Annotated in this window: 24 protein-coding genes, 4 tRNA genes and 1 pseudogene; 18 read left to right on the top strand and 11 right to left on the bottom strand. The window is 39.5% G+C overall.

The genetic code is table 11. The annotated features are described in order from the left end of the window. The first annotated feature begins 8 nt into the window (after nucleotides 1-8). From ilvB to speE, 5 genes and pseudogenes are all read left to right on the top strand, one after another. A pseudogene (ilvB, locus tag BMY14_RS11330) lies at nucleotides 9-1663 on the top strand (biosynthetic-type acetolactate synthase large subunit). A 135-nt stretch (nucleotides 1664-1798) separates the two neighbouring features. Then, complete coding sequence (gene rfbA / locus BMY14_RS11335) at nucleotides 1799-2671, top strand: glucose-1-phosphate thymidylyltransferase RfbA (RefSeq protein ID WP_091831808.1); 873 nt, start codon at nucleotides 1799-1801, stop codon at nucleotides 2669-2671. Nucleotides 2672-2685: 14 nt separating this feature from the next. Next, nucleotides 2686-3252 carry a dTDP-4-dehydrorhamnose 3,5-epimerase gene (gene rfbC / locus BMY14_RS11340; protein WP_091831810.1) on the top strand — a complete coding sequence of 189 codons (567 nt, stop codon included), beginning with the start codon at nucleotides 2686-2688 and terminating at the stop codon, nucleotides 3250-3252. Then, nucleotides 3253-4272, top strand: coding sequence for a dTDP-glucose 4,6-dehydratase (gene rfbB / locus BMY14_RS11345; protein ID WP_091831812.1), 1020 nt, complete (start codon nucleotides 3253-3255; stop codon nucleotides 4270-4272). Between the two features lie 41 nt (nucleotides 4273-4313). Then, entirely contained in the window at nucleotides 4314-5147 is an 834-nt protein-coding gene (gene speE, locus BMY14_RS11350) for a polyamine aminopropyltransferase (RefSeq protein WP_091831814.1), read from the top strand. Nucleotides 5148-5225: 78 nt separating this feature from the next. Here speE and BMY14_RS11355 read toward each other — a convergent pair whose 3' ends face one another. Further along, nucleotides 5226-6338: an aminopeptidase gene (locus BMY14_RS11355; RefSeq protein WP_091831816.1), complete on the bottom strand. Its 1113-nt coding sequence runs from the start codon at nucleotides 6336-6338 to the stop codon at nucleotides 5226-5228. A gap of 146 nt (nucleotides 6339-6484) precedes the next feature. On the opposite strand from BMY14_RS11355, the gene BMY14_RS11360 reads away from it, so the two are divergent. The 4 genes from BMY14_RS11360 to BMY14_RS11375 all read left to right on the top strand — a co-directional run bounded on the left by BMY14_RS11360 (nucleotide 6485) and on the right by BMY14_RS11375 (nucleotide 7877). Beyond that, nucleotides 6485-6560: transfer RNA gene (locus BMY14_RS11360), tRNA-Asn, on the top strand. A 4-nt stretch (nucleotides 6561-6564) separates the two neighbouring features. Next, nucleotides 6565-6639: transfer RNA gene (locus tag BMY14_RS11365), tRNA-Glu, on the top strand. A 5-nt stretch (nucleotides 6640-6644) separates the two neighbouring features. Continuing rightward, nucleotides 6645-6720 (top strand) — tRNA-Val (locus tag BMY14_RS11370). A 221-nt stretch (nucleotides 6721-6941) separates the two neighbouring features. Further along, nucleotides 6942-7877 carry a hypothetical protein gene (locus tag BMY14_RS11375; RefSeq protein WP_091831817.1) on the top strand — a complete coding sequence of 312 codons (936 nt, stop codon included), beginning with the start codon at nucleotides 6942-6944 and terminating at the stop codon, nucleotides 7875-7877. A gap of 51 nt (nucleotides 7878-7928) precedes the next feature. On the opposite strand, the gene BMY14_RS11380 is transcribed toward BMY14_RS11375, so the two are convergent. Continuing rightward, a complete protein-coding gene (locus BMY14_RS11380) occupies nucleotides 7929-8813 on the bottom strand; it encodes a LysR family transcriptional regulator (RefSeq protein WP_091831819.1) in 885 nt (294 codons plus the stop codon). Nucleotides 8814-9185: 372 nt separating this feature from the next. Here BMY14_RS11380 and BMY14_RS11385 point away from each other — a divergent pair, with 372 nt between their 5' ends. From BMY14_RS11385 to BMY14_RS11410, 6 genes are all read left to right on the top strand, one after another. Continuing rightward, nucleotides 9186-10514: an amidohydrolase gene (locus tag BMY14_RS11385; protein WP_091832061.1), complete on the top strand. Its 1329-nt coding sequence runs from the start codon at nucleotides 9186-9188 to the stop codon at nucleotides 10512-10514. A gap of 115 nt (nucleotides 10515-10629) precedes the next feature. Then, a complete protein-coding gene (dcuC, locus tag BMY14_RS11390) occupies nucleotides 10630-11880 on the top strand; it encodes a C4-dicarboxylate transporter DcuC (protein WP_245741393.1) in 1251 nt (416 codons plus the stop codon). 143 nt (nucleotides 11881-12023) lie between these two features. Continuing rightward, nucleotides 12024-12557: a transcription repressor NadR gene (locus tag BMY14_RS11395; RefSeq protein WP_091831823.1), complete on the top strand. Its 534-nt coding sequence runs from the start codon at nucleotides 12024-12026 to the stop codon at nucleotides 12555-12557. Nucleotides 12558-12731: 174 nt separating this feature from the next. Next, nucleotides 12732-14075, top strand: coding sequence for an MFS transporter (locus BMY14_RS11400; protein WP_091831825.1), 1344 nt, complete (start codon nucleotides 12732-12734; stop codon nucleotides 14073-14075). Nucleotides 14076-14157: 82 nt separating this feature from the next. Beyond that, nucleotides 14158-14565: a double zinc ribbon domain-containing protein gene (locus tag BMY14_RS11405; RefSeq protein WP_177177563.1), complete on the top strand. Its 408-nt coding sequence runs from the start codon at nucleotides 14158-14160 to the stop codon at nucleotides 14563-14565. A 100-nt stretch (nucleotides 14566-14665) separates the two neighbouring features. Further along, nucleotides 14666-14740: transfer RNA gene (locus tag BMY14_RS11410), tRNA-Arg, on the top strand. A gap of 12 nt (nucleotides 14741-14752) precedes the next feature. On the opposite strand, the gene BMY14_RS11415 is transcribed toward BMY14_RS11410, so the two are convergent. Beyond that, the gene (locus tag BMY14_RS11415; RefSeq protein ID WP_143063162.1) at nucleotides 14753-15175 is read right to left on the bottom strand and encodes a hypothetical protein; all 423 of its coding nucleotides are present in this window, start codon (nucleotides 15173-15175) and stop codon (nucleotides 14753-14755) included. Nucleotides 15176-15384: 209 nt separating this feature from the next. Here BMY14_RS11415 and BMY14_RS11420 point away from each other — a divergent pair, with 209 nt between their 5' ends. Together BMY14_RS11420 and BMY14_RS11425 are read left to right on the top strand one after the other, a co-directional pair. Next, on the top strand, nucleotides 15385-16461 hold the full coding sequence (locus BMY14_RS11420; RefSeq protein ID WP_091831831.1) for a GNAT family N-acetyltransferase: 1077 nt from the start codon (nucleotides 15385-15387) through the stop codon (nucleotides 16459-16461). Next, a complete protein-coding gene (locus tag BMY14_RS11425; RefSeq protein ID WP_091831833.1) occupies nucleotides 16436-16810 on the top strand; it encodes an ASCH domain-containing protein in 375 nt (124 codons plus the stop codon). The genes BMY14_RS11420 and BMY14_RS11425 overlap by 26 nt, the downstream gene beginning before the upstream one ends. A 21-nt stretch (nucleotides 16811-16831) precedes the next feature. On the opposite strand, the gene BMY14_RS11430 is transcribed toward BMY14_RS11425, so the two are convergent. The 5 genes from BMY14_RS11430 to BMY14_RS11445 all read right to left on the bottom strand — a co-directional run bounded on the left by BMY14_RS11430 (nucleotide 16832) and on the right by BMY14_RS11445 (nucleotide 18949). Further along, nucleotides 16832-17176, bottom strand: coding sequence for a type II toxin-antitoxin system HicB family antitoxin (locus BMY14_RS11430; protein ID WP_091831835.1), 345 nt, complete (start codon nucleotides 17174-17176; stop codon nucleotides 16832-16834). Nucleotides 17177-17515: 339 nt separating this feature from the next. Continuing rightward, nucleotides 17516-17971, bottom strand: a complete 456-nt coding sequence (locus tag BMY14_RS11435; protein WP_091831836.1) for a type II toxin-antitoxin system death-on-curing family toxin — start codon at nucleotides 17969-17971, stop codon at nucleotides 17516-17518. Next, entirely contained in the window at nucleotides 17968-18123 is a 156-nt protein-coding gene (locus BMY14_RS20545; protein WP_177177564.1) for a hypothetical protein, read from the bottom strand. The genes BMY14_RS11435 and BMY14_RS20545 overlap by 4 nt, the downstream gene beginning before the upstream one ends. Nucleotides 18124-18318: 195 nt before the next feature. After that, nucleotides 18319-18519, bottom strand: coding sequence for a hypothetical protein (locus BMY14_RS11440; protein ID WP_091831838.1), 201 nt, complete (start codon nucleotides 18517-18519; stop codon nucleotides 18319-18321). A gap of 4 nt (nucleotides 18520-18523) precedes the next feature. Further along, complete coding sequence (locus tag BMY14_RS11445; protein ID WP_091831840.1) at nucleotides 18524-18949, bottom strand: type II toxin-antitoxin system HicB family antitoxin; 426 nt, start codon at nucleotides 18947-18949, stop codon at nucleotides 18524-18526. Nucleotides 18950-19786: 837 nt separating this feature from the next. On the opposite strand from BMY14_RS11445, the gene BMY14_RS11455 reads away from it, so the two are divergent. Then, complete coding sequence (locus BMY14_RS11455; RefSeq protein ID WP_177177565.1) at nucleotides 19787-20083, top strand: hypothetical protein; 297 nt, start codon at nucleotides 19787-19789, stop codon at nucleotides 20081-20083. Between the two features lie 110 nt (nucleotides 20084-20193). Here BMY14_RS11455 and BMY14_RS11460 read toward each other — a convergent pair whose 3' ends face one another. The 3 genes from BMY14_RS11460 to BMY14_RS11470 form a co-directional block, all read right to left on the bottom strand. Next, a complete protein-coding gene (locus tag BMY14_RS11460) occupies nucleotides 20194-21711 on the bottom strand; it encodes an L-lactate permease (protein WP_091831842.1) in 1518 nt (505 codons plus the stop codon). 171 nt (nucleotides 21712-21882) lie between these two features. Beyond that, a complete protein-coding gene (gene ldhH, locus BMY14_RS11465; protein ID WP_091831844.1) occupies nucleotides 21883-24063 on the bottom strand; it encodes an L-lactate dehydrogenase (quinone) large subunit LdhH in 2181 nt (726 codons plus the stop codon). Beyond that, the gene (locus tag BMY14_RS11470; RefSeq protein WP_091831846.1) at nucleotides 24063-24683 is read right to left on the bottom strand and encodes a LutC/YkgG family protein; all 621 of its coding nucleotides are present in this window, start codon (nucleotides 24681-24683) and stop codon (nucleotides 24063-24065) included. Before BMY14_RS11470 ends, ldhH begins: the two co-directional genes overlap by 1 nt. Between the last annotated feature and the right edge of the window lie 140 nt (nucleotides 24684-24823).

Raw genomic sequence — 24823 nt, forward strand, 5'->3', positions numbered from 1 at the left:
GTGGATTTATGAAGGGAGCACAAGCCGTTGTTGAATGTCTGGTCGAAGAAGGGGTAGAAATCGTTTTTGGTTATCCGGGCGGGATGATTTTACCCTTGTATGATGCCCTATATGACGATACGCGGATTCAGCAGATTTTAACGACGCATGAACAAAGTGCGGCTCATGCAGCAGATGGCTATGCTCGTGCTAGTGGCAAGGTCGGGGTCTGCATTGCGACATCGGGACCGGGGGCGACGAATCTGGTTACGGGCATTGCGACGGCATTTATGGATTCAATACCCTTGGTGGCTATTACCGGGCAGGTTGATACGACTTTATTAGGTCGGGATGCTTTTCAAGAAACGGATATCATTGGGGTTACAATGTCCGTCACAAAGCATAATTTTAAGGTGAAAGATCCTAAAAAGCTGATTTCTACATTACGGCTTGCTTTTCAGACAGCCAAGTCAGGGCGGCCGGGCCCGGTCTTAGTTGATGTTCCACGTGATCTTTTTTTGCAGAGACTATATTTGAAGCACCGTCAGCAAGTAAGGTATTTGCTAAGCCAGCCGCTGATTTTCTGATTTGTGTTGCCGAAGCCGCCGAAGTGATTCAAAAAGCAAATCGTCCTGTAATTATAGCCGGAGGCGGCGTCATTTCAGCTGGAGCTAGTCGTGAACTTTGTCTGTTTGCTGAAAAATTCAATCTCCCCGTAGCCAATACCCTGATGGGAATCAGTGCGTTTCCACATGATCATCGCTTGTCACTAGGATTTGCCGGAATGCATGGCTTAGAGACGGCGAATAATGCGATTGCTGAGGCGGATCTCATCATTGCTGTGGGGAGTCGTTTTGGTGATCGCCAGACGGGAAACCGCGATAAATACACGCATAATACGCACTTTATTCATATTGATATTGATCCGGCAGAACTTGACAAAAATGTTGCCAGCAGCATTGGGCTTGCGGGGAATATGAAAGTAATATTGACACTACTGATGCAATACGAACCATTGCGATCACTGGATCGCTGGTGGAGTGTTTTACAAGGCTGGCAAGATAAATACGAACGCAATTATGATGGATCTTATCTTAATGTTCCTTGGGCAATGGATTGTATTAATCAGTTGAGCAAAGACAAAAACATAGCGATTGCTACGGATGTTGGGCAGCATCAGATGTGGGCGGCACAACATTTGCGGCTGCAAGAACCAAGAACGTGGATTTCATCCGGCGGTCTGGGTACAATGGGCTTTGGGCTGCCAGCAGCACTTGGCGCACAGCTGGCTTTTGGGAAAACACGTCGACTTATTCATATTGCGGGGGATGGCGGTATAAAAATGACGGGCAATGAATATTATACGATTGCCAGACTCAACTTACCGGTTATTTCGATTCTCATCAATAATTCTAGTTTAGGCATGATTCGACAATTGCAAAAGGTACAATATAACGAGCGTTATATTGCCTGTGATATGACATATCCGATGGATTATGTCTTATATGCGAAAAGTTTTGGTATTGAAGGTGCAGCGGTAAGTACACCCGAGGAATTTAGGCAGGCGTTGCAGAAGGCTTTTTTGGTGGATAGACCGCAAGTCATTGTTCTTAATATTGAACATGAATTTGTTCAGCCCATGATAAAATATGGAGCTGAAATCAATGAATTTGTCGAATTTTGATAAGATATACCGTAAATTCACGATTGAATTTACGGTATTTTTTTCGATTGTTTGCTGAAAACAAGAAAAAATTCTTGTTTTAGGTTATAATATAATAGATATTTTGTTTATAAAAGGAAATGCGGAGGTTTTTTTATGATAAAAAAAGGGATTATTCTTGCGGGCGGCTCTGGTACAAGATTGTATCCATTAACAAAAGTAGTAAGTAAACAGCTTATGCCAATTTATGATAAGCCGATGATTTATTATCCTTTAAGTACGTTGTTATTAGCGGGTATCCAAGAAATATTGGTTATTACGACACCGCAGGATGCTCCGCTCTTTCAAGCATTGCTGCAAGATGGCAGCCAATGGGGGATACAGATTGAATATGCAGTGCAGCCAAGTCCCGATGGTTTGGCGCAGGCTTTTTTAATCGGTGAGAAATTTATTGGCAAGGATGGCTGTGCATTGGTCTTGGGGGATAACATTTTTTATGGTGCTGATTTGGCTGTTTCAATGCAGCGGGCAGCAGCTCAAAGTGATGGAGCTACGGTGTTTGCTTATTATGTAAAAGATCCGCAGCGTTATGGTGTAGTTGAATTTGATAAAGACGGTAAGGCTGTAAGCCTTGAGGAAAAACCAGAAAAACCTAAGTCGAATTATGCGGTTACAGGTCTTTATTTTTACGATAATAAAATTATTGATATTGCAAAAAATATCAAACCATCACCACGCGGGGAACTTGAGATTACCGATGTGAATAAGGTTTATCTAAATCAAGCAAAGCTGAAGGTGGAAACGATGCGTCGCGGTTATGCCTGGCTTGATACGGGAACACATGAATCGCTTTTGCAGGCATCTTCTTTTGTCCAGACGATAGAAGGCCGACAGGGATTGAAAGTGGCTTGTATCGAAGAAATTGCGTATCGCATGGGCTATATCAATGCTGAGCAAGTACTTCGACTCGCCGAACCATTGAAAAAAAATGACTATGGTCAATATTTATTGCAGCTGATCAAGGAATAATAGGAGTGAAAAACATGAATGTGATTGAAACAACCTTAAATGATGTGTACATAATTGAACCTAAAGTATTTGGTGATAATCGGGGCTGGTTTATGGAAAGTTGGTCAAAACGAGATTTGGCAGCGGCGGGTATTCATTGCGACTTTGTGCAGGATAACCAATCCTTTTCCGCGCAAAAAGGAACCTTGAGGGGGCTTCATTACCAGCTGAATCCCAAATGCCAGTCGAAAATAATTCGCTGCACAAAAGGTACTATCCTTGACGTAGCGGTTGACATTCGTCAAGGTTCACCTATGTATAAAAAATGGATTGCAGTAGAATTATCGGCTGAAAATAAAAAGCAGCTTTATATTCCGCGTGGTTTTGCCCATGGTTTTGTTACGTTGACGGATGATGTGGAAGTGCAGTATAAAGCGGACAATTATTATGCACCTGATTGTGATGGCAATATTCGCTATGATGATCCGGATATTGGTGTTGACTGGGGAAACGGCGATTTTATCTTGTCTGAGAAAGACCAAAAAGCACCTTATTTAAAAGATCGTACGAATCTAAATTTTGTTTATGGGGAGAATAAATAAATGAAACTTATTGTAACCGGTGGAGCAGGGTTTATTGGCGGTAATTTTATTCATTATATAATGAAACAGCATCCAGAGTATAAAATAATTTGTCTGGATCTGCTTACGTATGCAGGGAATTTAGAAACATTGGCACCTGTAATGAAATCGAGAAATTTTCAATTTGTAAAAGGTGATATTGCGGATCGAGATTTTGTGTATAGTTTATTTGAAGCTGAAAAACCAGATATGATAGTCAATTTTGCGGCAGAAAGCCATGTAGATCGGTCTATTGAAAATCCGGAGATCTTTCTTCAGACCAATATTATTGGGACAAGTGTCTTGCTGGATGCCTGCCGAAAATATGGTATTCAGCGTTATCATCAAGTATCGACCGATGAAGTATATGGCGATTTACCACTCGATCGACCGGATTTGTTTTTTACAGAAAGCACACCGCTTCATACATCGAGTCCTTATTCTGCATCAAAAGCGTCGGCGGATCTTTTAGTGCAGTCTTACCATCGTACGTATCAACTTCCAGTTACGATTTCACGTTGTTCGAATAATTACGGACCGTATCATTTTCCCGAAAAATTGATACCTTTGATGATTGCCAATGCTTTAAACGATAAAAAACTGCCGGTTTATGGCACAGGGGAAAACGTGCGAGACTGGCTTTATGTGGAAGATCATTGTGCAGCGATTGACCAAATTCTGCAGCATGGTATAATTGGAGAAGTATACAATATCGGTGGGCATAATGAAAAGACAAATCTTGATGTTGTGAAAACGATTTTGCGTGAAATTGGCAAATCGGAAGATTTAATTGAATTTGTTACGGATCGCAAAGGGCATGATCGTCGTTATGCGATTGATCCATCCAAGATTAAAAAAGAAATTGGCTGGGAACCAACAACAGATTTTTCTTCAGGAATTAAAAAAACAGTACAGTGGTATTTAGAAAATAAAGAATGGTGGGAACGCATCTTAGGTGGCGGCTATCAATCTTATTATAAAAAAATGTACGATAATCGATAAAATTTTTATCGATTAAACTAACAAACAGAGGAGTCGTTTTTATGCAATTATGGTGTACAGAAAATGAGACCGAATACTTAGGTCTGACAACAAGGGTTAAAGAAACTTTATTTGCGGGGAAATCTGAATTTCAGGATGTAGCCGTTGTTGATACGTATCAATTTGGTCGTATGCTGGTTTTAGATGGTGTTTTTCAGACTAGTATTGCTGAAGAATTTGTCTATCATGAAATGATTGCCCATATTCCGCTATTTATTCATCCAAATCCTAAAAAAGTCTTGGTTATCGGCGGTGGCGATGGTGGTGCAGTTCGCGAAGTAGTTCGTCATGATACGGTAGAAAAAGTTGAAATGGTAGAAATCGATGGTTTAGTGGTTGAAGTTTCTAAAAAATATTTGCCGCAAATCAGCAAAGCAATGTTGGAGAATAACCCTAAATTGGATCTTAAAATCGGTGATGGCATTGGACATATGGCAGCGGCTGAAAACGAATACGATGTAATTATTGTAGATTGTTCTGATCCAATCGGTCCTGGTGAAGGCCTGTTTACGCATGCTTTTTATCAAAATGTCTATAAAGCACTCAAACCAGATGGTTTATTTGTGCAACAGACGGAATCGCCATTTTATCATCAGCCGCTCATCCGACGTTTGAGTAAGGATATAAAAGATATTTTCCCAATTCATGAAATGTATTTGGCGCATATTCCTATCTATCCAGGTGGTATGCATTGCTTTACGATTGGTTCAAAAAAATATGCATCCAAGGATGTAGATTTAAGCAATCGTCAAAAACTTGAAACAAAATACTATAATGAAGAATTACAAAAAGCGGCGTTTGCATTACCTAATTTTGTAAAAGAACTGATTAAATAAGCAAAGTCTTTTGCTGCTATTTTTGTTTACACAAAAGGGCGATCTCAATTTTTTTGAGATCGCCCTTTGCTTCTTCTATTATTTGAGATTTTCAGGGTTTAGGCCTTGTAATTCTTCTAAGACAAAACGGCCATCTTTACGTACGAGGACATCATCCAAATAAATTTCACCGCCGCCGTATTCTGGTGTCTGGATGCAGACCAGATCCCAGTGGATAGCAGATTTATTGCCATTATTAGCTTCAGCATATGCATTGCCTGGTGTAAAATGAAAACTGCCACGGATCTTTTCATCAAATAATGTATCTTTCATTGGCGTTATGATGTAAGGGTTTAAACCGAAAGAGAATTCACCGACATAACGAGCGCCAGCATCCGTGTCGAATATTTGATTGATTTGTTCCGTATGATTTGCCGTCGCTTCAATGATTTTTCCATCTTTGAAGGTAAGTTTGATATTTTCATACGTAACACCCTGATAAACAGCGGGTGTATTATAAGCCAAAGTACCATTGATGCTGTTTTTAATTGGCGCAGTATATACTTCACCATCCGGAATATTGCACGTGCCGGAACATTTAATCGCTGCAATGTTTTTTATCGAGAACACCAGATCCGTTCCTGGTCCAACAATATGTACCTTGTCGGAACGTTCCATTAAATTTACCAGTGGCGTCATGGCCGTATCCATTTTTGCATAATCCAGGTTACAAACGTTGAAATAAAAATCTTCAAATGCTTCGGTGCTCATATTGGCAAGCTGTGCCATGGGGCCGTTTGGATAGCGCATTACGCACCACTTTGTAAGTGGAACGCGGATTTCACTATGGACAGGACTTGACCAGTATGTTTGATAAAGGCTCATCTTGTCGGATGGTACATCACCAAGTTCACTAACATTATCACTGGCACGAACCGCAAGATAAGCATCCATTTCGCGCATACGCATGGATTCATATTGCGCAATCAACTGCATTTGTTCTTTGCTTGCAAGCATGAGCAGTTCACGTTGGAGCTCATTGTTTTTGCATGATAAAAAAGGTATGCCGCCAACTTTATAGACTTCCTTTATGATAGCTTTGGCGAGGGGATTCCCACTATCGAAAACTTCAATTAATATCTTTTCGCCTTTTTGTAAGTTCGTTGAGTACTGAATCAGATTTTTTGCCAGAGTTTCTATTCTTGGATCCATATCATAAATCTCCTTTATAAATTGATTTATTCAAATATTGTACCACTAAATGGGATTCATAGACAAGAATTTGCCAAAGATAGAGATGTAAAAATAAGAAAAGCTTGCATTTGTATTTTAATTGCATTATAATAGTTAATGTTCCTTCCTTGATAGCTCAGTTGGTAGAGCAATCGGCTGTTAACCGATCGGTCGTAGGTTCGAGTCCTACTCAAGGAGCCAAAATGGCGCGTTGGTCAAGCGGTTAAGACACTGCCCTTTCACGGCGGTTTCATGGGTTCGAATCCCATACGCGTCACCATTTTCGGGCGATTAGCTCAGCTGGGAGAGCGCCTGCCTTACAAGCAGGATGTCGGCGGTTCGATCCCGTCATCGCCCACCAATAAAATATTTATGGAGTAATGAATTTTTTATATAGTGTATTTATTGCCTTGTCCATGGAGGATGAGGCTTTTTTTGTCATAAATAAAAGTCTGTGCATTCTTATTTTGATTTGTTATAATCGATAATAATAACTAGTATTTAGCGTTTACTGAGAAATGAATTGTTTGTTGAGTGAAATAAATGTTTCGTGTACCAGAAGGAAAAAGGGGGGAGAAATTTTTGAAATTGAATATAGCCGTGGCTGGGAGTAATACGATGAACGCCGAAGAAGTTCTTGATGCTGTGCGTTTGATTTTAGGGAATCTTGTACGGGATGCAATGCTCGTTATAACCAAGGAAATAACAGATGCCAATATGGCGGATTTGTTTATTTGTGCGACAACGCAGGCGGAAGAATTGGCAAAAAGGGTGCCTTCTAACAAGATAATTGTTTTAGATTTACAACCAACGTCACAATTTTTTGTTGAAGTAGCTCGTATACCGGTTGGACAAACAGTATATGTGTTCAATTCAAATTCAAAATATGCAAAGCGATTGGTTGAATCATGCCATCGGGTGGGAATTCGGGAAGTTGAGTTCATTTTGCTTGGGTATGAAGAATTGTCTGAACAAAAGGTTGCAGCATCTTTGCGAAACGCAAAATATATTATTGGTATAGCAAAGCAAGTTGGTGAGACTATTTTGCTTTCTCCCCCGTATGCAGATTTTTTGCGAACGGATGTACATATTATTGGTATTCATCGTGTCGCTTCCATGCAGTCTGCTTGTCTATTGATTCAATGGAGTGCAGCTTATTTTCAACAAACGGTAACCCGGCAGGTAGCGATGCTTACCACTAAATTGCGGCAGGCGGTTGTCCAAAATCAAGCAAATGACGAGATCGGCGATTTGTCATGTATAGCAAATGAACTTGAACGTTTGCTAACGGAAAGCAATCAATTGATTTTTACAATGCATGATGCGGTTATGAAATCTTTTGCAAATCAAATTTCACCGCATATAACGATGGTCGATTATTATAAAAAATCCGCTCATAGCAAAACAACCGATCCGGATGGTTCATCAAATCGGGAAATTGTTGAGACCCTTGAAAATATCAGTTCACTTAATGAAAAATATTTAAGGTTGTCAAAAAAATTAAGTGCAATAAAATAATCATGGCAAATAAAAACTGACCGTTGCAGAAATTGTTGCAGCGGTCCGTTTTTATTCATTTGCCAAGGCGTTTTTGATAAATTCAATCAGCGTTTCGGCTGCATGTGATAAATGATTGCTTTTTTTGATGGCTAGTCCGAAGGGAATATATAATGGTGGGTCTATTGTTATGGAACAGATGCTTTTGTCGTCTTCTAAAGCCTCGGCGGGAAGCAGTGAAATTCCACTGCCACAAACAATGAATCGTTTAATTGTTTGCACGGAATTTGAAGAAAAACTGATTATTGGTTCAATTTCGTTACGATGAAACATATCGAGTACAATTTTTCTCGATAAACAATTTTCTTTAAATAAAATCAAGTTTTCGTTCGCCAAATTAATAAGTTTAAGCTGTTTTTTGTCTTTGAACATATGATAAGTTGGCAGAGCAATGCGAAACTCCTGCTGACCAAGGGGGTGAATTTCAAGCATGTCGAGCGAATCTTTTCCAGAGATGCTGATAATAGCAAAATCGATAAGACCTTCTTCTAATTGTTTTTGAAGTTGAAGGGAGCCATCTTCAATAAAAATCAATGAAAGAGAAGGGTATAATGCATGGAATTTTGCTAGAATAAAGGTTAATACCGAGACGCCGGTAACGGGAGAAAGTCCGATGCGAATGTTTCCGTTATTAAGGTTTTTTAGTTCGGTAACACTGGTAATTGCTTTGGAAACATCATTCATAATGATCTCAATATGATTAAAAAAAACGCGGCCTTCAGCTGTGAGTGTGGCATTCTTTTTATTGCGGATAAAAAGCTGAATCCCTAGTTCTTCTTCGAGACGTTTGATGGCGGTAGTTACACCTGGTTGGGATACGTACATTTGCTCGGCAGCAAGTGTAAAGCTTTTTAATTTGCTTACTGTGAGAAAATACTCAAGCTGCTTTAATTCCATGATTTAAGCTCCGTTTCCTTACACGCAACTATAAACCAGAACATCTCGATTGATTTGTTTTTATTATGGTTCTGGCAGCTGGTGAAAATAATAAGTGTTTTTATTATAACATAATAGAAGCTCAATTTTTAAATAAAATGTTTATCTTATCACAAAATCACATTTATATTTATCGTAGAATAAAAAATAGATATAATGAATAAAATACCATCTGTTATAATAAATACATGCGTTGCTGTTTGATTGTTATACATATTGTTTTTATAAAATGACTTTTTGTTTTTATCAAGTGGATATTCGCGGAATATAAAATTGTATTTCATGAAAACTTTTATAGAATTAATTTGGCAGCCGTGGAAAGAAGTGATTGAGATGGTATTGGATGAAAAAGTTGCTGTGCAGGTAGATAAATTGAAAAAACTTACAATTGAACGGCGAAGATTTTTACATGCCTACCCTGAACCGGGATGGACGGAATTCCATACGGCAGCTTTTGCAGCGAAAATATTAACAAATTTAGGGTATGCGGTATCACTGGGGGATGCGGTTCTTAATCCTGAAAAAATGATGGGCGTACCCGAGGAGGCAATTCTTAAAGAGGCAGCGCGGCAAGCTATAAAAAACGGAGCGAAAGCGGAGTTTGTCGATCAAATGGCTGGTGGTAAAACGGGTATTATGGCTGTCTTTAAATTTGCTTTGCCAGGACCGGTCGTTGCCTTGCGTTTTGATATGGACTCTAATGATGTTTGCGAGGCACAAACAGAAGACCACAGACCATATAAATGTGGTTTTGGTTCAAAAAAAAATGGCGCCATGCATGCGTGTGGTCATGACGGACATACTGCTGTCGGCTTAACTGTAGCGCAGGTTTTGATGTCACTAAAAGATGAATTGGCTGGTACAATAAAGCTGATATTCCAACCAGCCGAAGAGGGCGTGCGTGGGGCAAGGGCAATGACAGCTAGCGGGATTGTTGATGATGTTGATTATATGCTGGGAGCGCATTTTGGTTTTAAAATGAAGCATACAGGACAAGTAGCTTGTGATGTTACGGGCTTTTTGGCTACGAGTAAATATGATGCAGAATTTATAGGTATACCTGCACATGCCGGAGCGGCACCAGAAGCCGGGCGAAATGCTCTATTGGCCGCAGCGTGCGCAACGCTTAATTTACATGCGATCTCTCGCCATAGTGATGGTGCTTCACGTATTAATGTTGGTAGTTTAGTGGCTGGAAGTGGCCGCAACATCATCGGTGATAAGGCTGTGCTAAAACTTGAAACACGAGGTGCAACAAGTAAAATTAATCAATATATGGCTGGCGAGGCATTGCGAATTATAAAAGCAGCAGCAGCAATGTATGATGTAAAGCTTAAAATTAGAGAAGTTGGAAGTGCTGCCGGGGGCAGTAATACGCCAGAATTATCAAAAAAAGTTCAAATGGTTGCCGAGCGCCTTGCAATTTTTGATGATATTGTACCAACTGCTGATTTTGGGGCAAGTGAAGATTTTTCTTATTATATGGAACGTGTCCAGAAAAAAGGTGGACAAGCTGCTTACATGATGGTTGGTGCCGACCTGGCTGCTGGTCATCATGATTCATATTTTGATTTTGATGAAACGGCATTGGACTATGCTGCAAAGCTTTTAAGCAGTGTCACGGCACAATTATTGACAGATAAATTCATAGAGAAAGTTTAGAAACAATGAAGTTTCAATTTGCGGTAGAAAAGGCGTTTCTGGTTTTATTGCTGGAAACGCAATTTTTTTCCGCTTAAATATAGATACTTGAAAATTTGGGAGTGTTGTAATTGTGATGATGATCGTAGGACTTTTTATAGTTATTGCTACAGTGTATTTTTTAATAAAGCAGTATGATGCAAGATTTGTTTTATTGGCTTCCGGTATTATTATGGCCTGCATTGGTGGTGTGCCCATGAGCTCACTGGACTCTTTCGCTAAAAATATGACAAATGGCGGTTTGATTCAGGCAGTTTGTTCCGTCATGGGATTTGCTATGGTGATGAAGATTACCCAGTGTGATAAACATTTAATTAATTTTATGGCTAAAGCGTTATCTCGGTTCCGCCCGTTTTTGATTCCTGGGGTAGTTTTGGCTACGTATGCGGTCAATGTTGCCTTGCCAAGTGCGGCTGGTACGGCAGCTGCAGCTGGAGCAATTTTTGTTCCACTGATGATGTCGGCTGGTGTTCATCCTGCAATGGCAGCAGCTGCAGTCAAATGTGGTACGTATGGAAGTATGCTCAATCCAGGCTTGGCCCATAATCCTTTTGTTGCGAAAATTGCCGGTGTCAGTGTAATGGATGTCATCAGTTTTCACTATAAAGCCAATATAGCATCCTTACTGACGGCGGCGGTCGTTATTACATTAACGGCTTATTATCTAAAAGAACATAAAGGCTATCAATCTACCAGATTTGAAGCAGATGAATCGTTTAAGGTTAATTATTTATATGCATTAATGCCAATTTTGCCAATTGCCATTCTTATCGTATGTTCAACGCTGTTTGTCGACAAGGTTAAAATGGATGTGCCACAAGCTATGTTGATTGGAGCGGCCGTCTCGCTCTTTGTAACAAGAACGCATCCAGTTAATCTCAGTAATGCTTTTTTTGAAGGCATGGGGAAAGCCTATGGCAGCATTATAGGGATTATCATTTCGGCAGGTGTATTTGTATCAGGTCTTACGGCGATGGGGCTGGTCAACAACTTTATGGATATCATGCTGAATAATCCAGCCATTGTAAAAATTTGCGCGGCTGTTGGGCCGTTTGTTCTTGGCGTCATCATGGGGTCCGGTGATGCAGCAACTTTCGCTTTTAATGAAGCCATCACACCGCATGCACAAGATTTTGGTTTGTCACAAGTTCAGATGGGCAGTATGGCAACGTTAGGTGGAACGTTAGGCCGGACAATGTCACCAATTGCCGGTGCAACGATTATTGTAGCTGGTATTGCTGGCGTAAATCCAATGGAAATTGCCAAACGTAACTGTTTGCCGATGGTTTTAGCGATGGTTGTGGGAATGTTTTTCCTTTTAAATTAAAATTTCAGGATTTTTCTATTCTTTAAAAGAGTCTTCCTTTTGTGAAGGCTCTTTTGTTTTATATTGCTTTTTTCGTTTGATCTATTATAATAAAGAAGATTCATACGATTAAAATTGCAAGTAGCATTGGAGGGGATTCCAATATGAATACAGAAGAACGGCGTGAAAAAGTATTGCAGCGTTTAGTGGCTTCGTCTATTCCAGTTACGGGAACAGCACTATCGAAAGAATTCAATGTCAGTCGGCAAATTATTGTGGGTGATATTGGAATTATTCGTGCGATGGGTACCCAGGTGTATGCAACGCCACGTGGTTATGTGATACCAGATCATGGTGAGACAAAAAAATTAATCGCTATGATTGCCTGCCAGCATGACAATGATGGTTTAGCGCGCGAATTGGAAATTATTATTGATAATGGCGGTAAAATTTGTGATGTTTGCGTAGAACATCCGCTTTATGGTGAAATTCGCGTAGATTTATTACTTTCCACTCGTAAAGATGTGGCTAATTTTCTAAAAAAAGTGAAAGATTGTGCGGCAAATTTATTGCTTATTGTTACGGGAGGTCTTCATTTACATACGATTGAAGTTCCCGATGAGGAAACCTTGCAGGCTATCAAACAAGATTTACGCTCAGAAGGTATTTTGATTGAAGAAGCAAATGAACAGAGGTAAATAGTCTGCCATTGCTATATAGAGTGCATATTTAATGCAACTTAGGAGCACTTGACACTGTCCGGTATTTAGCTGGGCGGTGTTATTTTTTATTAAAGCAGCTCTTGTCTTTCCAGCGATTCATCGTTATAATGAGAACATGACAAATTTACTGTAAAGACAGGTGTAAATAACATGGACTTAATTAATCGCTTAGAAAGAATACCCGTAAATAAATTTCACTATCAATTACTTTTTGTTACTGGACTTGGCTGGATGTTTGATGCGATGGATACAGGCATTATTGCTTTTGTTTTACCAACGTTAGCAAAAATTTGGGGCTTGTCAACGCCGCAAATGGGGTATATTGGCAGTATAGGTTTAGTTGGAATGGCAATTGGAGCTGTATTGGCGGGAGAACTAGCCGACCGCTTTGGCCGTAAAAAAATGTTTATGGCAACACTTCTCCTATATTCAGTAGCAACGGGCCTTTGCAGTATTGCCTGGAGTTTTGAATCCTTGTTGGTTTTTCGATTTTTAGTGGGGTTTGGACTTGGTGGGCAATTGCCGGTAGCGGTGACCTTGGTAACAGAGTTTGCTCCAGCTCATTTGAGAGGGCGCTTCATTGTTCTACTGGAAAGCTTTTGGGGGTTGGGCTGGCTTGCAGCAGCTCTGATTTCTTATTTGGTGATCCCGCGCTTTGGCTGGCACGTTGCTTTTATTTTGGGAGCACTACCGGCTCTTTATGTATTTTATATTTTCCATATGGTACCAGAGTCCGTTCGCTATTTAATCAATAAAGGGGATTTTGTGGCAGCTGATAAAATTGTCAGACGGATTGAAAAACAGGCTGGTATCATTAGCCCGGACAGTTTATTCGATGCCGAATCTGCTTGTCTTGAACAGACGCTATTGCCTAAGGTGAAAATTTCTTTTCGTGAACTTTTACAGCCTGCATTTTTAAAAAGAACTTTGATGTTATGGTGTCTTTGGTTTGGAATCGTCTATTCTTATTATGGGATCTTTACCTGGCTGCCGTCGTTGATGGTGAGCAATGGTTTTACGGAAATTAAAAGTTTTGAGTATGTACTGATTATGACGATCGCACAACTGCCTGGATATTTGGCGGCCGCTTATTTTGTCGAACGAATCGGCAGGAAAGCAACGCTGGTGAGCTTTCTCGGGAGTTGTGCAGTGTGTGCCTATTTTTTTGGACAAGGTGGTACAGCCGGAGTAATTTTGATTTGGGGAAGTTTGATGTCCTTTTTTAATCTTGGTGCATGGGGGGTTGTCTACAGCTACACCCCGGAACTTTATCCAACGCGGATTCGGGCGATTGGTTCAGGCTGGGCGGCAGCAATTGGCAGAGTTGGTGGAGTTCTGGCCCCAACTGTTGTTGGCATGATGCTGGCAAGGCAGAGCGGGTTTGAAGACATTTTCTTGATGTTTACGATTGTTATGCTTGGCGTGGCTGGTATCGTTGCTTTGTTTGGACCGGAAACAAAAGGCTTGAAACTAGATGAAATCAGCAAAGTCTAAGTCGCTGTAATGAAAATGTATCTGAACGACAAAATATGTTATAATAGAAAACATGAAATTTATTTATTGGCAGGAGGATTTTATGTTTCATTATATTATGCTGTTAGCGGGATTGCTTGCAGCTGTTTGGGTGTATAAAGATGCAAAACAGTGGGGTTATACAAAGCTGTGGATTATACTTTGGTCAATTGGAACCTTGTTTACGGTGTATTTATTTTTCCCGTTATATTTAATTCTGGGCCGCAAACCTCAGCTGAAAGCGAAACCGGAAGATAAAAATACGATGGAGAATATTACAATTGAAGCAGACGCAAAATTTTCAGGCGTGGTTATTGACTGCCCAATGTGTGGGAAACAGGTCAATGAAGAATACAATAATTGTCCACATTGTGGTTACACCTTAAAACTTTATTGTGAAAAATGTCAGTATGAACTGGAACGTGACTGGAAAGTCTGCCCAAATTGTCAGACGAAAACACCAGAAAAGTAAAGTGGAAGAATCCGACGAATAACTTTTCATTTTGTAAAATTTGGATTTTATTGGACATGAATCAACAGATATGCTATAATAAATCCTGTTCCGATGATGTGCGCCTGTAGCCCAGTGGATAGAGCGTTGGCCTCCGGAGCTAAAGGCGTGAGTTCGATTCTCACCAGGCGCACCACTAAAGCCAAACTTATAGCGAATCGTGATTGTCACGACTCACCGTTATTTTATCAATAAAAGTATGCACTAGAGTACGTAGGCTTTTAGCTGTACCATTTTTAATGTCGGTGCGATATTTCAGAATATAATATTTGATTTGTTCTTGAGATATACTAGGCATAGAACTACTATCAAGCTCTGAAAGTTTAGAGTTAATGATAAGTAGTTCTTTTTTTACATCTTTTAAACGTTCTTTATCGAATTGATCAGCAGTTCCTTCTTTAAGGAGTTCATATAAATTATTCATACGTTTTTTTAGTTGTTTTTGTTTTGTGGTCAGCGTATACTGCTGGATATTATTTTCTCGAGTGCGTTTTGTGTAAAGTGCTGTAACTTTTTCTGTTAATTTATCAATAGCATTGGAAGAACTAAAAAGTGCATCTACTTTTTTCAATATAAAATTGTCAAGTTCTGTTATAGGAACGCATGTATTCGAGACTGACACGAAGCTGGGCAACAATAGATTCTTCCCGCTGGTTATCGGATGAATAGCGAGCGTATAGTGCAGCGATCATAAAATCACTCCTTTTATTATTTTTGAAGGAATTTACATATTTTTCTTGAAAGAAAAATATCATATATACTTTAAAAGGGGGAATTTGTGTGAGTGGACGCTTTGAATACCTTAGTTTTAGAGATTGTGACTTAGATGATCCATTTTTTGATTCGTTGAAAAATGATTACCCAGAATTTGAGAGATGGTTTTCTCATAAACAATCAAATAATGATTTTGCATATGTGTATCGAGAATATGGTACTATTTTTGCTTTTCAATATTTAAAAAATGAGTGTGAGGAAATTGAATTACAAAATAGTAGTATTCCAAATGAAAATAGAGTGAAAATTGGAACTTTAAAAATAGAAGAAGATGCGAAAGGTCGAAGGTTGGGCGAGGGGCTTCTTGCTATAGCATTATGGACTTGGCAGCAAGCTCAAGTTAATCAAATTTATTTGACCGTTTTTGAACACCATGAAATGCTAATTAATGTTTTGAAAAAATTTGGATTTGAGGATGTTGGAATCAATTTAAGAGGTGAACATGTTTTTTTAAAAGATAAAAACAGATTATCACATGATGATCCTTATAAAATGTTTCCGTACATATCTAATGGATTTGAACATGCTAAATATTTGCCCATACAAGAAGATTACCATGATACATTATTTCCTTACTCGGAGTTATCGAGAACATCTCAAAATGTTCTAAATTTATCAGTCGCGAATGGTATGACAAAGGTTTTTATTGGATTTCCTCGAGACCCAGAAAGCTTAGACTATAAACGTAATCAACCTATTGCTATTTATCGAATTACTAAAGCCCAAACTAGAAAAACATTTCTTTCGGTTGTTTCTTCATTTGGTGTAGTTGTAGATTATCGAGTTGTCATAAACAAAAGAAAAAATATTATGACCGAAGAAGAATATTTGTCCTTTGTTGGAAATAAATCTTATTTTAATAGAGAGGAATTAATACGTTTTTATAGAAGTGGAAGAAATGTAATAGTTATAAAAATGCTATATAATGGTTATTTTGGTGCTGGTAATAATGTGAATCATAGATGGTTGCAAGAAAAAGGTTATTTTGTTGGGCATCCATATGAAACATTATTAGAGCCTGAAGCGTTTAGTGAAATTCTTAGAGAAGGTGGAAAAAATGAGCAAGATATTATTCTCGATTAATCCGCAACATGTGGAGAATATTCTTAATGGGAATAAAAAAGTTGAATATAGAAAAGTGAAATGTGCTAGAGCGGATATTGATTCGATTCTTATATATTCAACAGCACCTATTAAAAAAGTCGTGGCGCAAGTACAACTGGAAAATATTTTTGTTGATAATCCAGACAAAATATGGGATAGGACAAAAAATATATCAGGGATAACAAGAGGATTTTTTAATAATTATTTTGATAAAAGAGCTTTTGCTGTTGCATATGAATTAGGAGAAGTTGAAACTTTTACTATACCAAAATCCTTAAAAGACTTTGGTATAGCATTTGCACCACAGTCTTTTGTTTATGTAGACTGAATTTTAATTGTTATATCACAATCAAAATTTGGGCGGAGCCTCACTGTTGGTCCAGTGAGGTTTTTTTTCCGCGTAATTATCCATTTGGGAACGGGCATTAGACATATCTACATCGATAAGATAAAGTGTTTCGTTTTTTTCGAGGGGGATTTTACAAAGTGGAGTAGGTGTAGGAATTTCTTCGCCATCGTGTTCCATACCCCATAAATGCAAAGCAAGTCCATCTTTTGCCAAATGAATAGCCTCATCAAGAGTATCACCAACAGCAACACAGCCAGGTAAATCATGAAAATGAATAACGAAATTTGTCTCTTCTTTTTCGATAGATGCAGGAAATACATAACTGTCATTATATTTTTTATACATATAAAAAACCTCTTTACTTAAAAATAAAAAGGCTGATTGTGATATAATAAATGTGTGTTAAATATCACATAGCCTTTAGGTTAAGCTGCTCCTGTTGACGCAGGGGCGGCTTTTTTATTTCAATTAGACTTTCATATCGTCGATGTATTTAATTCAGAGGCATAGCTATTTTTATATAAATTTTCGGGAGCAATATCAATTTCCTCATCATTTCAAACTAATGTACCGCATTCAACATAAACTCGTTTAAAAACTGATTTGTTTTTTAATGACTTTTTTCAACTGTATAATAAAAAATAGTCATATTTAAAAGATATTTACCGCCTTTGAGCGGTTTTTTCATTTCTCGATAATTGTGTCAGCTATATTACCATCAGATAAAAATTTATTAATATCAATGGAGGTAGAGCGTTCTTCTAACCATAGGGCAAGTTCTTCACTGCTCATTTTTCCCGAAGCAACATTGATAGCTATGTTTTCAAGTTCTTTTTGAGTATAATTAATTTCAAAATCATTAACCAGTAAATAAACAAGCATACTGTGTACGGCGGTTCTTTTATTGCCATCACGAAAACCATGATTTTTGGCTAAGCCGAAACATAAACGCGCGGCTTTATCAAAGATACTAGGATATAAATCTTTCCCATCATATGTTGCAAAAGGGTTATTTATAGCTGATTCAAGTAAGTTATGGTCAAGAATTCCTTTATCCATAGTAAAAGTTCTTTCCATTTCTTCATGGAAAGAAAGGACATCTCTTAAAATAATTTGTATAGTTTGTTTGATGTCACTCATTTGTTTGCAAGTTCCCTATAGGCTTTTTGATTTCGTTGCATTAGACGGGCGGAAGCCGCGGCTATTTTTTTCTCGATAGTAATGTTATTCTTGCTTACAATAGAAATATTATTTGCATCGGAACTTGATGGAGAATGTGCACTTTTTTTCATAAAAATCAATCCTTTCTATTATGCTACATCTGTTGTGGGATAATTAATTGCAGAAATTTCCGTAAGAGAAGCTCGCATGGTACTAACGATGAACTGTCTTCTACTAAGGTGAAATCATATTATTTAATGAGATCCACATATCACATAGCCTTTGGGCGAAGCCTCACTGTTGACGCAGGGGCGGCTTTTTTTTATTTATATTTTGCGGATTGCATTCATTGTCTTTTTACTAAGATCTCTAATACTTATATCGTCACTAAAATGATCATGCTGCCATTTCGTATAATCAAAAAGTTCTCTGATGATTAAGGAAATAAAGCGTTCTGCATCGACCTTATCAAGCTTGTCAATTAAAATACTCATGTTTTCATTTTTGACGATGCTATCAGTCTTCATTTTATTATACTGAAAAATGTTTTGATGAGCTGTCTTCTACGCCTAAATATTGCTTGAGTGAAGTCTGCAATAGGTGGGAATAGTTTACTTTTTCCTTACGGGCGAGAATATCCAGCCAGCGGGGAATGGTCACAGTCTTATTCATGGACTTGTTGAGCATTTTTTCACGGAAAGGTGGCATCCAGGCATCAATCATAACAAGTACTTGACCCGGATTTTGCTTAATTTTGATAGGGCTTGAGGAAGCTGGGATTTCTTCGTCATCTTCTTCCATGCCGTACAGTTGGAGTTGGAGTGCCTCTTTTGCGTTTTTAAAGGCTTCTTCCATTGTGGCAGCAGATGGTAGGCAACCGGGGAGATCAGGAAAAAAGATAAAAATACCATCATCAGCGATTTCAAATAGAGCAGGGAACGTATAAGTGTCTTTCATTGTTATCAACCTCCAATAATAGATAAGGAGAAAGGCGAAGCGTCAAGAAAATTTGACTCCGGCCTATTCTTGTATTCGCTTGAGAGCAGCCTGCGGAATATCTTTTCGGGAATGTGTGACCGTGGACACGCCCTTTTTTGCTTGGATGCTTAAACTGGTGGTGGTCACCTGCACAATTGACTTCATGTCATCCTTCTTATAGTTAACTATAACACATATTATTACACATACAAAGGCAAATAAACAAATGTTTTTACACGTGTTGATGAAGCAGGAAAACAATGGTAAGGTGTCTTTTTTTTGTCAATAAAAAATGATATTATAAGAAAAAGAATCCGCTTTCTGAATTTCAGTATAGTAGATTTATGGTACATTATACGCAGGTAATATCTCCTGAAAACCACAAAAAAACATGATTTTTACAATAAAAAAATCATGTTTCATCTTATTTTTACTTGCAATCGTTACGAAGTGTAATATAATTAGAAATAGGGTGGAAATTAAAAAAGTCGCCGTGTCCCAAGAGTGTTAGCGCACTCTTTAGGCACGAGCAGGTGAACCAGCACCTACACGTAACAGCTAGCTGTCTACGACGACAATTTATTATACCGTTATTTTCCTTTGGTGACAAGGGAGATGGTTTGTTCGGTATAATACGATTGAAGTTTTGACAGGGCTTAGCGTCTGCATGCAATTAAGATATAGCAAAGCGCATGTGTAGGTTGAATAAACCCGCGCATGCGCTTTTTTGATTTCCCCTGAAACAAACTGTAGGGTGGGTTCCTTTATTGGATTACAATAGAGAAACCCCTTGCAGAATGAGGATGGGGGATATAAATGATGATGAAAAATGTATTTGATTCATTGGCTGCCACGAAGGAAGATGAAATTTTGGTTGGCTTAGATTTAAGAAAATATTCTAGTGAATATTTTCATGCCAGCGAAAAAGTCCTTGCATATCAGGACAAAATAAAAAATGCATTGCCCTTGGATTTGCAGGAAATTTTGGAACAACTTGATGATGAATATAATTGTATGATGATGAGCGGAATGGATGTATATTATCGGCAGGGTTTTTCCGATGCAGTCCGGCTGATTATGGAGACAATGACTTGGTCACCAACGCGGAGTTAGAAGGAACGGTGCACCCTGGTGATTTGAAAAAAAATCGCCGGGGTGTTTCTGTGCGCCAGGAATGGTCGTTTACTCGTCGGTGCAGTCCAATGGAGAGAATGTAGAGTGTTTTAATGAATAAAAATCTGGCCGAAATAGACAATACAACCCATGAGAATGATGAAAGAGACGTAATACTTGGCTGCAGACTTTAACAATTCGCTTTCACGCCCGTTACTGGCAATTGCTGCGGTAGCGATAGCGATATTTTGCGGTGAAATCATTTTTCCAGCACAGGATCCAGTTGCATTGGCAGCTGCTATCCAACTTGCATTTGCATAAATTGCGGAGGCGGAAGCTGTTTGCAGTTTGCCAAAAAGAACACTGCTTGATGTTGCTGAGCCAGTGATAAATGTGCCGACTGAGCCGATGAAAGGAGCGATGGCTGGATAGAAGATGCCAGTTGTATTGACCGCTGTTTCAGCGATTTCATGTGTCATACCGCTGTATCCCATGATTTTGGCTGTAGCTATAATTGTGATGATTGTAATGATTGTGTTGCGCAGGCTAATAATCGTTTTGGCTAGAACCAGGAACATTTCTCCGAAAGATGCAGATTGTACTCGCCCACCGATGAAGGAGGCAAGCAGAATCAGTACTCCCGGTGTGGCAAGCCAGGTGAATGTATAAGGTGAGGCGTCGGCACCACTGTATATAAGCACGGAAGTTTTGATGAGGTTTAGTGGTTGGTTGATTGCAGGGATGAGCTTTGATGTAGTGAGAAGAAATATAAAGATAAGGATAAAGGGGAGGCAGGCTAAAAGACCTTTTTTAAAGGGAACAGGCACTTTGTTTATAGCCATCCGGTATGTGTCATCTGTGACCTTTAATGTTTTTGCACAGATGATGATGGCAGTCATTGTGCAGATTGAGGCTGCAACGACTGCTAACTCGGGTCCCATGAAAAAGGAGACGAGCATTTCGGGAATAAGAAAACTAATGCCTGCGATGAAAGTGAGAAAAAATACTCCTTTGAGTGCACGAATGGATTGCCCGGTAGCAATTACGATAAGAAAAGGACAGAGCAGGTTAAGCGGAGCTAGTTGTAGACTGACGTATTTTGCCAGTTGTAATGGCGCAATGTCAGTAATTTGCCCGAGGGTTACCAGGGGAATACCAATAGAACCATATGCTGTCGGCACAGAATTTGCAATGAGGCATACTAGTGCTGCAAGCATTGGATTTATGCCGATGCCAACTAACATGCTAGCCGGTATAGCAATGGCGGTGCCAAAACCGGCCATACCTTCAAGAAAAGCGCCAAATCCCCAGCTGATGAGTAACACTATGATGCGGCGATCTGTGCTTACCGAAGTGAGCATTTTTTTTATGATATCCATACTTTTTGTATGGATTGACAAGTTATAAGTGAAAATTGCAGCGATGATAACCAATAAGATAGGCCAGCAGGCAAGGGCGATTCCTTCAAGCATGGCAGTAGCTGCATTGACCAGGGGCATGTGGTAGATAAAAAGTGCTGCTGAAGAAGCGAACACTAGCGCAATCGGGCAGGCTTTGTGGCTCGATATTTTTAGTATACTAAGAGCGACGACAAGCCAAATAATAGGGGAAAGTGCGATAATAAACAAAGAAAATCATTCCTTTCCATATGTAAGTTAAGAATTTAAATATTGTAAAATAGTATGTTTTCCAAAAATTCAATCAATTTAAGCGGTGGCAAATGTTATGTAAACAATGATGTTATTTACTTTACTACGCAGACATTTTGTTAAACCATCTGCGTAGTAAAGTGAGATATATTATACGGGTAGATTTTCTGCAAGAATGTCAGCGATGTGTTTGACCTGAATATTTGGTGCTTGTTGATCAAGCCCACCGCGAAGCTGCATCATGCAGGCTGGGCAAGCGACCGCGACGGTGTCGGCACCTGTATCTTTAATGTTGGAGATTTTCTCATCGAGCAAGGGGAGTGAAATCTCGCTGTATTTGATGCCGAAAGCACCTGCCATACCGCAACATTTGTCACAGTTTTTCATTTCGGTGAATTCATAACCAGCAGTTGACTTAATAAGGGCACGTGGCTGCGTGAATATACCGAGTCCGCGCTTCATGTGGCAAGAATCGTGATATGTGATCATGTGTGTTGTTTTTCCTTTGGCTGGGCTTAAACGGCCAGCTTTTTTGTATTTATCCGCGACAAAACTAGTGAATTCATGGACTTTTACCGCCATCGCTTGTGCGCGGGCAAGCCACTCGGAATCATTTTGAAAGAGCTCTACATAAGTCTTATGAAGAGTTTCGGCACAGGTTGGGCAAGCACTGATGATGATGTCAACATTAGCTGCTTCAAATACTTCTATGTTCTTTTTAGCTATTTTACAGCCAGTATCGCGGTCACCCATCCCTAATACTGGTTTTCCACAGCAGTTCTGTCCTTCGGGGAAAACCACCTCAATACCAAGGTTTTGTAAGACCTTGACGACGGATTCGCTTGTATCAGGAAATACGAAGTCTAGATTGCAGCCACTAAAGAAAGCGGCACGCATAGTCGGTTTTTCTGGATTTTTCTTAAAGAGGCGTGAGGTACGGTCGCGAAATGGTTCTGCAGCGAGGGCAGGCAAACTGCGGCCTTTCGTCATGCCAGCAAAAAAGAGCGGTAAATGGCGAATGAATTTCCCAGACTGAACTGGTTTTTGTGCTACGGAGGCAATGCGCAACAGGGTGTGGAATACTTTGCGGTTGGAAAGGACATTTTGGAAGACAGCTTTTTCTGGAAGGTTCAGTCCTTTTTCTTGGACGGCACGAGATCGCAACTCATCAATGAGATCTGGGATGGGAATCTTGCCCGGACAAATCGACTCGCACTTACGGCAGCCAATGCAGAGATCACTGAATTTTGAGAAATCGTCCAGGCTGTTTAGGAGACCTGTAAGGATAGCACCAATGCCTCCAGAGTATATATTTCCGTAAACGTGTCCGCCGACAAGGGTCCAAATGGGACAAACATTGAGACAGGAAGCACAACGGACGCACTGATAAACTTCTTTGAGCTTCGGGTCATGTGCTGCTTTCAAACGACCGTTGTCAAGTAAAATGACGTAGAGTTTACGATCCTCTTCAACCCATTGATCTCCTTTTTTATATATGACAGGTGTTGGGCCATCAACCATTGTCATATAGCTAGTCATACGCTGACAGGTTCCGTTTCGAGGTAAGAGTCGTAGAATTTTGGCTGCATCTTTAATTTTGGGGATGAGTTTTTCGTAGCCTATGATAACAACATGTATGCGTGGAAGGGTAGTGACAATGCGCGCATTGCCTTCATTTGTCACTAGACCGATAGCACCGTTTTCGGCGATCCCGAAGTTTGCACCTGTGATACCCATGTCTGCATGCAGAAATTCTTCGCGCAATACTCGCCGGGCTGTTTGTATCATAAAGGGAATATCGCTAGGGATGTTTTCGTCGAGTGCTTCGGAGAAGAATTCCGCGCATTGGTTGCGGTCCAGATGAATGGCTGGCATAACCATGTGAGAAGGCTTCTGTCCTGCAACGGAAAGCATCCATTCACCAAGATCGGTCTCCCGGACATGGAGGTCATTTTGTTCTAGGTACGTATTGAGGTGGATTTCTTCTGTGGCCATGGATTTAGATTTTACAATCCGGTGAACATTGTTTTCAAGACAGATTTGTAGGAGGTGTTGTTTAAGATCATCACCATCTTTGGCTCGGTACAGCTGCCCGCCGCGTTCTTTTATGGAGGTCTCAAATTCATTGGCAATCTGCTCAATATTATCAACGGTTTTGCGTTTCATATCACGTAAAGCATCTCGTAGGTCTTCAATATTATCAACATTCGCATAGGCTTTAAGGCGAGCTTCTGGATATTGGTCAGCGAAACGCGAAAGTGCTGTCTGCATAACATTATTATTCAGTTTTTCTTTGATTTCTTTGTGAAGATTTCTATTTTGTGCGGACATCAGTGTACCCTCCTATTTGGCATTTCGTCGACAGCGATAATGAAAAAGCGGCTTGGCCCGTGAACTCCAAGGCTCAGGACGCGTTCTATATCTGCGGTACGGCTTGGCCCGGTGATAAAGCCCATATAACCTCGATTAAACACACGAGAAATAATTTGAAAGGCTGTTGTGACATTTTTGACGGTATGGTTTGCATTGAGTATTATGATGTGACTGGGTGGCAGCATGCCAACAACGCGAGCCTCATAAGAATAAGTATCAACACAGACGCTGCCGGTTTCGCCTATACCAAACTCAGCCATAGAAATGCCAAGATCAGCAGTCGGGGCGTGCTCGGCGATATCAAATTTATTTGTATATATTTCTGACCCCATCAGTTCAATATTTTTATATAATGTTGTGAGCTCTGGCGACGTTTCGTCATTGGTAGCGATGATCTTATTAACGTTCAGGGTAGTGATTAGACCGGATATGGCTGTTTGCGCAGCTTGAAGATCTTTTGCATGAATAATTTCGGCGGAAGCAGCCTTGGCATTTTCTTCGAATTCTTGCCAATAACTGGAATTTACGAGGTTGTCATCAAAGGCGTTAGTGACCCAGTCTTTACATACTTTTTTCATAACATATTCCCCCTAAAACTAAAATTCATATGATGAATTTATTGATTTTATTATATTAATATGCTTAAAGAAAGTCAATGACTGATATTTATCAAACAATAATATGTATTAATTATTTAATAGTCAGAATTTATTTAATA

This window comes from Propionispira arboris (assembly GCF_900109225.1).
Classification (GTDB): Bacteria; Bacillota; Negativicutes; order Selenomonadales; family Selenomonadaceae; genus Propionispira; species Propionispira arboris.